General features: G+C 66.5%; 9 protein-coding genes. 7 read left to right on the top strand and 2 right to left on the bottom strand.

Translation table 11 applies throughout. From position 1 onward, the window contains the following. The 7 genes from DBR20_RS06770 to DBR20_RS06740 all read left to right on the top strand — a co-directional run. A partial coding sequence (locus DBR20_RS06770; RefSeq protein ID WP_181393033.1) for a lipid II flippase MurJ occupies window positions 1–780 on the top strand: 780 nt, incomplete at its 5' end. Window positions 781–855: 75 nt separating this feature from the next. Beyond that, window positions 856–1,803 carry a bifunctional riboflavin kinase/FAD synthetase gene (locus tag DBR20_RS06765; RefSeq protein ID WP_108265647.1) on the top strand — a complete coding sequence of 316 codons (948 nt, stop codon included), beginning with the start codon at window positions 856–858 and terminating at the stop codon, window positions 1,801–1,803. Then, entirely contained in the window at window positions 1,800–4,631 is a 2,832-nt protein-coding gene (ileS, locus tag DBR20_RS06760) for an isoleucine--tRNA ligase (RefSeq protein WP_108265646.1), read from the top strand. Before DBR20_RS06765 ends, ileS begins: the two co-directional genes overlap by 4 nt. Continuing rightward, the gene (gene lspA / locus DBR20_RS06755; RefSeq protein ID WP_108265645.1) at window positions 4,631–5,155 is read left to right on the top strand and encodes a signal peptidase II; all 525 of its coding nucleotides are present in this window, start codon (window positions 4,631–4,633) and stop codon (window positions 5,153–5,155) included. The genes ileS and lspA overlap by 1 nt, the downstream gene beginning before the upstream one ends. 27 nt (window positions 5,156–5,182) lie before the next feature. Beyond that, the gene (ispH, locus tag DBR20_RS06750; RefSeq protein WP_108265644.1) at window positions 5,183–6,133 is read left to right on the top strand and encodes a 4-hydroxy-3-methylbut-2-enyl diphosphate reductase; all 951 of its coding nucleotides are present in this window, start codon (window positions 5,183–5,185) and stop codon (window positions 6,131–6,133) included. A gap of 359 nt (window positions 6,134–6,492) precedes the next feature. Further along, window positions 6,493–8,376: a M61 family metallopeptidase gene (locus tag DBR20_RS06745; RefSeq protein ID WP_108265643.1), complete on the top strand. Its 1,884-nt coding sequence runs from the start codon at window positions 6,493–6,495 to the stop codon at window positions 8,374–8,376. Beyond that, window positions 8,373–9,038, top strand: a complete 666-nt coding sequence (locus DBR20_RS06740; RefSeq protein WP_108265642.1) for a lysoplasmalogenase — start codon at window positions 8,373–8,375, stop codon at window positions 9,036–9,038. The genes DBR20_RS06745 and DBR20_RS06740 overlap by 4 nt, the downstream gene beginning before the upstream one ends. 80 nt (window positions 9,039–9,118) lie before the next feature. Here the strand turns inward: DBR20_RS06740 and DBR20_RS06735 are convergent, their stop codons facing one another. Together DBR20_RS06735 and DBR20_RS06730 are read right to left on the bottom strand one after the other, a co-directional pair. Next, complete coding sequence (locus DBR20_RS06735; RefSeq protein ID WP_108265641.1) at window positions 9,119–9,823, bottom strand: hypothetical protein; 705 nt, start codon at window positions 9,821–9,823, stop codon at window positions 9,119–9,121. After that, window positions 9,820–10,788, bottom strand: coding sequence for a hypothetical protein (locus DBR20_RS06730; protein WP_108265640.1), 969 nt, complete (start codon window positions 10,786–10,788; stop codon window positions 9,820–9,822). The genes DBR20_RS06735 and DBR20_RS06730 overlap by 4 nt, the downstream gene beginning before the upstream one ends. Between the last annotated feature and the right edge of the window lie 7 nt (window positions 10,789–10,795).

Below are 10,795 nucleotides of genomic sequence, written 5' to 3'. Positions count from 1 at the left end.
CTGCCGCTGGGCGTGTTCGGTGTGGCCCTGGGCACGGTGATCCTGCCGGCGCTGGCCCGGCACCACGTCAGCACCGACCGCGAAGGCTTCTCGCGCTCGCTGGACTGGGGCCTGCGCATGACCCTGCTGATCTCGGTGCCGGCCATGCTCGGCCTGCTGCTGCTGGCCGAGCCACTGATCTCCACGATCTTCCAGCACGGCCAGTTCACCGCCTTCGACACCCGCATGACGGCGCTGTCGGTGTACGGCCTGAGCTTCGGCCTGCCGGCCTTCGCGCTGCTGAAGGTGGTGCTGCCGGCCTTCTACGCGCGCCAGGACACCAGAACGCCGGTGCGTGCCGGTGTCGCCGCGCTGGTGGCCAACATGGTGTTCAACTTCGCCCTGCTGGCGGTGCTGTACCAGGTGATGGTGCCCGATGAGCTGAAGGCGCAGGGGGTGATGGCCGCCCTCGGCAAACAGCCCGGCCTGCACCTGGCGCTGGGCATTGCCAGTGCGCTGTCCAGTTACCTGAACCTGGGGCTGCTCTGGTACTGGCTGGGCAAGACCGATGTCTACCAGCGGCGTCCGGGCTGGGGCGGCTACCTGCTGCGCCTGCTGCTGGCGTGTACGGCGATGGTCGGCGTGCTGCTGGCCCTGCTGTACTGGCTGCCGGGCTTCTCGTCGATGGGCGTGTGGGAGCGGATCGGCGCCCTCGGCCTGCTGGTCGGTGGTGGCGGTCTGACCTATCTGCTGGCGATGGTGGCGATGGGCTTCCGCCCGCGCGACCTGCGCGGGCATTGATCGTGGCTCCCGGCGGCTATACTTCAGGGTTACACCATTGAAACGGCGGGCTGCGGCCGGCCGGAACGAGAGTTGATGAGCAGGCTGTTCAGAAGCGTCGAGGGCGGGGAGCTGTTCCCCAACGGAAGCGTGGTCTGCATCGGTGCATTCGACGGCCTCCACCTGGGGCATCGTGCGCTGGTGCGGCACGCGGTCGCGCGCGCGCGCGCCTTGGGTGTGGCTGCGGTGGCGGTGGCCTTCGAGCCCCTGCCGCGCGAGTTCTTCGCCCAGGGCACACCGCCGCCGCGGCTGACCCTGGCCCGCAGCAAGGTCGAGATCCTGCACGAACTGGGCGTCGATGCGATCGGCCTGCTGCGCTTCGACGCGACGATGGCAGCAATGCCGGCCGAGGCGTTCGTGCGTCAGCTGCTGGCCCAGCGCCTGAACGCCCGTGAGGTCTGGATCGGGCCGGAGTTCTGTTTCGGCAACCGTCGCCGTGGCGATCTGGCCCTGCTGCAGGCGCTGGGCGCCGAGCTGGGTTTCAGCGCCGGCGAAATCGAAGCGGTCGACCTGCATGGTGATCGCATCTCCAGCACCCGTATCCGCCAGCTGCTGCAGGAAGGCGACTTCGCCCGTGTCGGCGACCTGCTGGGTCGGCCCTACTCGATCAGCGGGCGGGTGGTGCGCGGGCGCCAGCTCGGCCGTACGCTGGGCTTCCCCACCGCCAACCTGCGGTTCCCGAAGACCCCGGCGCTGTCGGGCATCTACGCGACCTGGGTGCACGGGGTGTTTGACCAGCCGTGGCCGTCGGTGTCCAGTTTCGGTACCCGGCCGACCGTGGACGGCGTGGAGCCGCTGCTGGAAGCGCACCTGTTCGATTTCCAGGGCGACCTGTACGGGCGCCACATCGAAGTGGAATTCGTCGCCAAGCTGCGTGATGAAGAGAAATTCAACGATCTGGCGGCGCTGACCGACCAGATGCACCGCGACGCCGAACAGGCGCGTGCCATCCTTTCCGAACATAGATTGCGAGCCACTGCGTGAGCCAGGACTACAAGACCACCCTCAACCTGCCGGCCACCGAATTCCCGATGCGCGGCGACCTGCCCAAGCGCGAGCCGGGCATTCTGGCGCGCTGGGAAGAGCAGGGGCTCTACCAGCAGCTGCGCGACAACGCCGCCGGCCGCCCGCTGTTCGTGCTGCATGACGGCCCGCCGTACGCCAATGCGCGCATCCACCTGGGCCATGCGGTCAACAAGATCCTCAAGGACATCATCGTCAAGTCGCGCTACCTGGCCGGCTTCGATGCGCCGTACGTGCCGGGCTGGGACTGCCATGGCCTGCCGATCGAAATCGCGGTGGAAAAGAAGTGGGGCAAGGTCGGGGTGAAGCTCGATGCGGTCGAGTTCCGGCAGAAATGCCGCGAGTTCGCCGAGGAGCAGATCGACATCCAGCGCGCTGACTTCAAGCGCCTGGGCGTCACCGGCGACTGGGACAACCCGTACAAGACCCTGAGCTTCGATTTCGAGGCCAACGAGATCCGCGCGCTGTCCAAGATCGTGGCCAACGGCCATCTGCTGCGCGGCGCCAAGCCGGTGTACTGGTGCTTCGACTGCGGTTCGGCGCTGGCCGAAGCCGAGATCGAGTACCACGAGAAGACCTCGCCTGCGATCGACGTGGCCTACGCCGCGCGTGATGCGCAGGCGGTGGCGCAGGCGTTCGGTGTCAGCCTGCCGGCGGATGTCGAAGTGGCCGTGCCGATCTGGACCACCACCCCGTGGACGCTGCCGGCCTCGCTGGCGGTGTCGCTGGGCGCGGACATCCGCTACGTGCTGGCCGAAGGCCCGGCGCACAACGGCAAGCGCCGTTGGCTGGTGCTGGCCGCGGCCCTGGCTGAACGGTCGCTGCAGCGTTACGGCGTGGACGCGGTGGTGCTGCACGGTGAAGCCGAAGGTTCGGCGCTGGAAAACCAGCTGCTGGCGCACCCGTTCTACCCGGAGCGCGAGATCCTCGTGCTCAACGGCGAACACGTGTCCGACGAGGACGGTACCGGCGCGGTGCACACTGCGCCCGGCCACGGCCAGGAAGACTACGTGGTCAGCCAGAAGTACGGCCTGCTGGACAAGTACAACGCCGGTCAGATCACGCCGATCGACGGACGTGGCGTATACCTCGAATCGACGCCGCCGGCTGGCGACGTGGTGCTGGCGGGCCAGCACCTGTGGAAGGCGCAGGAGGCGATCGTGCAGGTGCTGCGTGACAGCGGCGCACTGCTGGCGTTCGTCGAGATCCGCCATAGCTACCCGCACTGCTGGCGGCACAAAACGCCGGTGGTGTTCCGCGCCACCCCGCAGTGGTTCATCTCGATGGACAAGGCCAACCTGCGCAACGATGCGCTGGCCGCCATCGACACCGTCGGCTGGTTCCCGAGCTGGGGCAAGGCGCGCATCCAGAGCATGGTGGACGGCCGCCCGGACTGGACGATCTCGCGCCAGCGCACCTGGGGTGTGCCGATCGCACTGTTCACCCACCGCCAGACCGGCGAGATCCACCCGCGTTCGGTGGAGCTGATGCAGCAGGTCGCCGACCGCGTTGAAGCCGAAGGCATCGACGTGTGGTACTCGCTGGATGCGGCCGAACTGCTGGGCGCCGAAGCGGCCGACTACGAGAAGGTCACCGACATCCTCGATGTCTGGTTCGATTCAGGCGTGACCCATGAAGCGGTGCTGGCCGCACGTGGCTTCGGCAAGCCGGCCGACCTGTACCTGGAAGGCTCCGACCAGCATCGCGGTTGGTTCCAGTCCTCGCTGCTGACCGGCGTGGCCATCGACAAGCGTGCGCCGTACAAGCAGTGCCTCACCCACGGTTTCACCGTGGACGAGCACGGCCGCAAGATGTCCAAGTCGCTGGGCAACGGTATCGAGCCGCAGGAAATCATGAACAAGCTGGGCGCGGACATCCTGCGCCTGTGGATCGCCTCGGCCGACTACAGCAACGAGATGTCGCTGTCGCAGGAAATCCTCAAGCGCACCGCCGACGCCTACCGTCGCCTGCGCAACACCGCCCGCTTCCTGCTGGGCAACCTGGACGGTTTCGATCCGGCCCAGCACCTGCGCCCGCTCAACGAGATGGTCGCGCTGGACCGCTGGATCGTGCATCGCGCCTGGGAACTGCAGGAGAAGATCAAGGCGGCGTATGACAACTACGACATGGCCGAAATCGTGCAGCTGCTGCTGAACTTCTGCAGCGTGGACCTCGGTTCGCTGTACCTGGACGTGACCAAGGACCGCCTGTACACGATGCCGACCGATTCGGATGGTCGTCGTTCGGCGCAGAGTGCGATGTATCACATCGCCGAAGCGTTCACCCGCTGGGTGGCACCGATCCTGACCTTCACCGCCGACGAGCTGTGGGGTTACCTGCCAGGTGACCGTGCCGGCCACGTACTGTTCACCACCTGGTACGAGGGCCTGGCACCGCTGCCGGCCGATGCACAGCTCAACGCTGCCGACTTCGACCAGCTGCTGGCCGTGCGCGAGCAGGTGGCCAAGGTGCTGGAGCCGATGCGCGCCAATGGTGCGATCGGTGCCGCGCTGGAAGCGGAAATCACCATCGCCGCCAGCGAAGAGCAGGCCGCACGCTGGCAGCCGTTGGCCGATGAACTGCGTTTCCTGTTCATCAGCGGTGACGTGCAGGTGCGCCCGGCGACCACCGACGAGGTGTTCGTCAGCGCCCAGCCGACGCAGAAGTCCAAGTGCGTGCGCTGCTGGCACCATCGTGCCGACGTTGGCAGCAATGCCGACCACCCGGAACTGTGCGGCCGCTGCGTGACCAACATCGCCGGTGCCGGCGAAGTGCGGAGCTGGTTCTGATGGCCGCCCCGCGCCCGCATCCCAACGCGCTGATCTGGCTGCTGCTGTCGGCAGTCATCATCGGTCTGGACCAGTGGTCGAAGGCCTGGGTGTTGTCGAGCCTGCCGGAGTTCCAGCCGGTGGTGGTCATCGATGGCTTCTGGAACTGGTACCGCACCTACAACACCGGTGCAGCGTTCAGCTTCCTGAGCGACGCCGGTGGCTGGCAGAAGCACTTCTTCACCGTGCTGGCGATCGCCATCAGCGGCCTGATGGCCTGGTGGCTGCGCGCTACCGCCCGTGGCAATTGGAAGGCCGCCGTGCCTTACGCGCTGATCATCGGCGGTGCGATCGGCAACGTGATCGACCGCCAGGTGCACGGCCACGTGGTGGATTTCATCCAGTGGTACGTCGGCGAGCATGCCTGGCCGTCGTTCAACATCGCCGATTCGGCCATCGTGGTGGGTGCCGTAGGCATCGCCCTGTTTGGCCTGTTCGACGGCAAGTCCGCCAAAAAGGCGGATAATGCCAATCCGAAACCGTAAGCCGGCCGCTGCCGGGAGACTGAACTGATGGATGTGCTGCTCGCCAACCCGCGTGGTTTCTGTGCCGGTGTCGATCGTGCGATCGAGATCGTCAAGCGCGCGATCGAAACGCTGGGCGCGCCCATCTATGTCCGCCATGAAGTGGTGCACAACCGCTTCGTGGTCGATGACCTGAAGCAGCGCGGCGCGATCTTCGTCGAAGAACTCGACGAAGTGCCGGACAACAACACCGTCATCTTCAGCGCCCACGGTGTTTCCCAGGCCGTGCGCCTGGAAGCCGAGCGTCGTGGCCTGAAAGTGTTCGACGCCACCTGTCCGCTGGTGACCAAGGTTCATTTCGAAGTCGCCCGTCACTGCCGTGCCGGCCGTGACGTGGTGCTGATCGGCCATGCCGGCCATCCGGAAGTGGAAGGCACGATGGGGCAGTGGAACCGCGAGGCGGGCACCGGCCAGATCTATCTGGTCGAGGACGTGGAACAGGTGGCCACGCTGCAGATCAACCAGCCGGAAAACTTCGCCTACACCACCCAGACCACGCTGTCGGTGGACGATACACGCGGCATCATCGAAGCCATGCGCGCGCGTTTCCCGGCGATGCAGGGGCCGAAGAACGACGACATCTGCTACGCCACGCAGAACCGTCAGGACGCCGTGCGCGACCTGGCCAAGCGCTGCGACCTGGTGCTGGTGGTCGGTTCGCCGAACAGCTCCAATTCCAACCGTCTGAGCGAGCTCGCCCGCCGTGAGGGCGTGGAGAGCTACCTGATCGACGGTGCCCACGAGATCGACCCGGCCTGGGTGCTCGGCAAGCAGCATATCGGCGTGACCGCCGGTGCGTCGGCACCGCAGGTGCTGGTCGATGGCGTGCTGGCGCGTCTGGCCGAGCTGGGTGCCAGCAGTGTGGGCGAGCTGGATGGCGAGCCGGAATCGATGGTGTTCGCGCTGCCGAAGGAACTGCGCCTGCGCCTGGTCGACTGACCGGCAGCGCTGCCGGTGGGTGCGAACCCTGGTTCGCATTGTCGGCTGTACGTCATCCACGCATGGCGTGGATCTACCGATGCGGCTTCCGGTTTATTGCGATGGTGCATCTGGTGGGTGCGAACCTTGGTTCGCACGGCTTCTGGATGCACCTCATCCACGCATGGCGTGGATCTACCCGGTACTGCTCTGCTTTCCAGTAGATCCACGCCATGCGTGGATGCTGTCAGTCTTCGCCAACGCTCCGATGAGGCTTTGCCGCATCTGGTCGATGCGCCACTGACCATGACCTTCGGCCATGGGGCTCGGCACCTCACAGGCCTAGCATCGGTATCTCTACCGCTGCTGGAAGTCGCCTGATGAAAACCCGTGCCCTGGTGATGTCCGTGCTGTTCGCGCTGGCGGCCACGCCCGCGCTGGCGCAGACCCCGCCACCGGGTGATGCCGCCGCCCCCGGCATGCTGCGCATCGATGTCGACGCGCGCGATCTGGCCCGGCGCATCTTCAAGGTGACCGCCACCGTGCCGGCCAAGCCTGGCCCGCTGACCCTGCTGTACCCGCAGTGGATTCCCGGCAACCATTCGCCCACCGGCCCCATCGACAAGCTGGCCGGCCTGCGGGTGACCGCCAACGGCAAGCCGTTGGCCTGGCAGCGCGACCAGTTCAACGTATACGCGTTCAAGGTTGACGTACCGGAAGGCGTGAGCGAGATCGTCGCCCACTTTGATTTCCTGTCCTCGCAGGGTGGCAGCCAGGGCCGGGTGGTGATGACCCCGGAAATGCTCAACCTGCAGTGGAACGCCAATTCGCTGTATCCGGCCGGCGTGGACGCGCGCAATCTGCAGGCGCAGGCGAGCGTGACCCTGCCCAAGGGCTGGGCCTATGCCACCGCGTTGGAAACCGCACGTCGCGATGGCGACACCGTGGTGTTCAAGCCGATCTCCTATGACCACCTGGTCGACTCGCCGTTGTTTGCCGGTGAGCATCACCAGCGCATCGACCTCGACCCGGGCGCGAAGGCGCCGGTGCATCTGAACGTGTTCGCCGACGATGCCAAATCGCTGAAGCCGACCGATGCGCAGTTGAAGGTGCATCGTGCGCTGGTGCAGCAGGCCGACAAGCTGTACGGCGCGCGTCACTACAATCACTACGAATTCCTGCTTGCCCTGACCGATCGTCTCGGCGGCATCGGGCTGGAGCACCATCGCTCCAGCGAGAATAGTGCCGACCCGGGCTACTTCACCGAGTGGGACAGCAATGCCTGGATGCGCGATCTGCTGCCGCATGAGTACACCCACTCGTGGAACGGCAAGTACCGTCGCGGTGCCGATCTGGCCACGGCCAACTTCAATACGCCGATGGGCGACAGCCTGCTGTGGGTGTACGAAGGGCAGACCCAGTTCTGGGGCCAGGTGCTGGCCGCGCGCTCGGGTCTGTGGACCACTGAGCAGGCGCGCGACATGCTGGCGAACGTGGCGGCAACCTATGACCGCGGCCGCCCGGGACTTGCGTGGCGCCCGCTGCAGGACACCACCAACGACCCGACCATCGCCCAGCGCCGCACGTTGCCGTACCGCAACTACCAGATGAGCGAAGACTACTACTCCGGCGGGCAGATGCTGTGGCTGGAGGTGGAGGGCAAGCTGCGGGGGCTGACCGGCAACCGTCGCAGCCTGGATGACTTCGCGCGTGCGTTCTTTGGCGTCGGCAACGGCGATTGGGATGTCAATCCGTACACCTTCGACGATGTGGTGGCGACCCTCAACGGCATCGCACCGTACGACTGGGCCAGCTTCCTGCGCCAGCGCCTGGACGGTCATGGATCGCTGACCGGCGGCCTGGAACTGGCGGGCTGGAAGCTGGTCTACCGCGATGCGCCGAACGAGGCCTACAAGGCACAGGAAAAGCGCGCGAAGGCAGCGCTGCTGGCCTATTCGCTGGGCGCGACGGTGCTCGACAGCGGCGTGGTCGGCGATGTGATCTGGGACAGCCCGGCGTTCAATGCCGGCCTGGCGCCGGGCATGAGAGTAATCGCCATTGGCGGTCGCGAGTACAGCAGCCAGCGCCTGAAGGACGCGGTGGCAGCAGCGGCCACTGACAAGGCGCCGATCACGCTGCTGGTCAAACAGTTCGACCGCATCGATATGATGAAGATCGACTACCACGGTGGCCTGCAGTATCCGGTGCTGGAACGCATTGCCGGCCGCCCCGACCGCCTTGCAGAGCTGTGGAAGGCGCGATGAGGCTGCGCACGCGCGATGGGGTGATCCTGGTGGTGGCCGTGCTGGCGATCGTTGGTGCCTACCTGGACGGCGACGGGCGCTGGCTGCACTGGTTGGCCAAGCCGGCGACCACGCTGCTGATCGCCGCCATCGCCTGGCAGGCGCGGCCAGCGGCGGATGCGTTCTACCGGCGCGCGGTGCTGGCCGGCATGCTGTTGTCCTGCGTGGGCGACATCGCGCTGATGCTGCCGATCGACGCGTTCGTGCCGGGGCTGGTTGCCTTCCTGCTTGCACATCTCTGCTACATCGCCGCGTTCCGCGCCGGCCTGCGCGCGGGCCGCGGATTGATCGCTGCTTTCGTGCTGCTTGCCGCATTCGCTTCGATCAACGTGGCCGGCCTGTGGCCACATCTGCCGCTGCCGATGCGCATTCCGGTGTTGGCCTACGTCGTGGTGCTTGCCGCCATGGCGGTGCTGGCACTGGCCCGTTACTGGAAACGGCCGCACGCCGATGCGTTGGAAGCGGGCAGCGAGCGTTGGGCCGCCGGTGGCGCATTGCTGTTCGTGGCCAGCGATTCATTGCTGGCGTGGGATCGCTTCGGCGGTGGCCTGCCGCTGGCCAGCCTGCTGGTGTTGTCCACCTATTACGCCGCGCAGTACGCCATCGCCCGCTCGGTGAGATAGCAGAAAAGGGGACGGAGGGGATTAAGTCGCTTTGGCCATCGTCGCGCCACTTGCGACCTAATCCCCTCCGTCCCCTTTTTCTACTGCAGGTTGCCCTTGGCGTCGTAGCGCAGGCGCACGGTCTGGCGGTCGCCGGCTACTTCATCCGGCAACCACACCAGCTTGCCGCCCTTGCGGATGACAACATACACATGGCCGACGTCGGCGGGCGTACGCATCAGTGCATTGCGCTGTTGCTGCAGGGCCTGCGTCACCCGTGGCACGGCATCGAAATCGATGTTGGCCAGTGCGGTGCTGCTGCGGCGCAGGGTGATGGTCGGCGCGAACTGCTGCGGGTTCACCGCATCGCCCTTGCGCCACTGCCCGCGTTGGTAGTGGTAAGCATCCACGTGGCCCGGCTGCTGTGGATCGACCAGGTCGATGTCGATGCGGCCGTCGTCATGGAAGTGGATGCTGTGGAAGACGACCAGGCGTTCGCCGACCAGTCCGGGCATCGCTTCCAGCGCCTGCCGTGCAGCGAGCAGGCGCTCGGCGTCGAGCAGCAGGTTCGGCCGCGCGCGCGCGGGGACCTGCATCGGTTCGGGTACCGCCCGTGGCGTGGCGATGGCCGTGGTGCGCAACGGTTGTTCCCAGGGGTATTGCTGCGCTGCATCCGCAGGCGTGGTCGATGCAGCGCTACGCAGGGTCGCGTTGACGGTCTGCAATGCGCCGCCCGCCGTGGCGACACCGGCCAGGGTCAGCACCACGCCAGCGAACACCAGCGGTGTGGACACGGGCCGCTTCACGCGTGCTCCATGCGCACGCTGCGGCGATCATCCGGGTCGTACAGGATGTCGACCTGCCCACGTGGAATGTTGGCCAGGTCGAGCAGCGCAACGAAGCGGCGCACGCTGGCCTGCTGCACGTTGCCCTCGCGGTCGAGATATTCCAGCTGGAACTCCACCTGCGGTTGTTCGTTGACGTAGGTGCCGGTCTGGCGCACATCGAGCACCCGCGCTTCGGCACCGATGCCGCGGTACTTGAGGGCTTCAGCGCGCGCGTCGATCTGCAGTGTGCCGGCCAGCAGTCGCGCCAGCAGGCGCAGGGCGATCAGGTAGCTGCACAGCACCAGCGGGCAGATCAGCAGTGGATGACCGAAACCCAGGAACGTCCAACCCATGCCATCGCTTTGCAGCCGATAGGCCATGGCGTACGCAGCAGCGACCCCGACGATGCCGACCAGACCGCCGATCGCGCGGCGCCACAGGCTGGCGCGGTCCAGTTCCGGTTGCGCGCCTTCCAGCATCAGGTTGGGCGAGGGGCCCGGCGTGCGGCTGAGCAGCACATCCACCTGTCTGCCCACGGCAAAACGCTGCAGTTGTGGCTTGCTGTCGACCACGACCAGCGTTTCGGTGATCGGCGTGCCGGACAGATTGTCGAAGGCCAGTTGCAGCCGCCACTGCGCGAAGCCGCGCACCTGCACGCCGGTCTGTTCGGCCTGTTCGATGCGCGCGCTGCGTGGCTCGCCGTCGGCGAGGATGCTGCGCACGCGTTGCAAGGCACGCGGTGGCGCCAGCAGCAGGTAATGCAGGAAGGCGGACAGCAGCACCAGCCACAGCGCCAGCGACGCCGCCAGCAGGCCCAGTGCCAACCCTGGCGCGCTGCGGTCACCCACGTCCAGCGGCCAGCTGGTGCCGAAGTAGATCAGGCAGGGGAAGGGCAGCGCGAAGAACAACATGAGCGCGCCCAGGAACCAGAGGTAGGCTTTCATGACTCGC

The organism is Stenotrophomonas sp. HMWF023 (genome assembly GCF_003060985.1).
Classification (GTDB): Bacteria; Pseudomonadota; Gammaproteobacteria; order Xanthomonadales; family Xanthomonadaceae; genus Stenotrophomonas; species Stenotrophomonas lactitubi.
The sequence above is the reverse complement of the archived record's forward strand: the minus strand, read 5'-3'. Positions and strand labels throughout refer to the sequence as shown.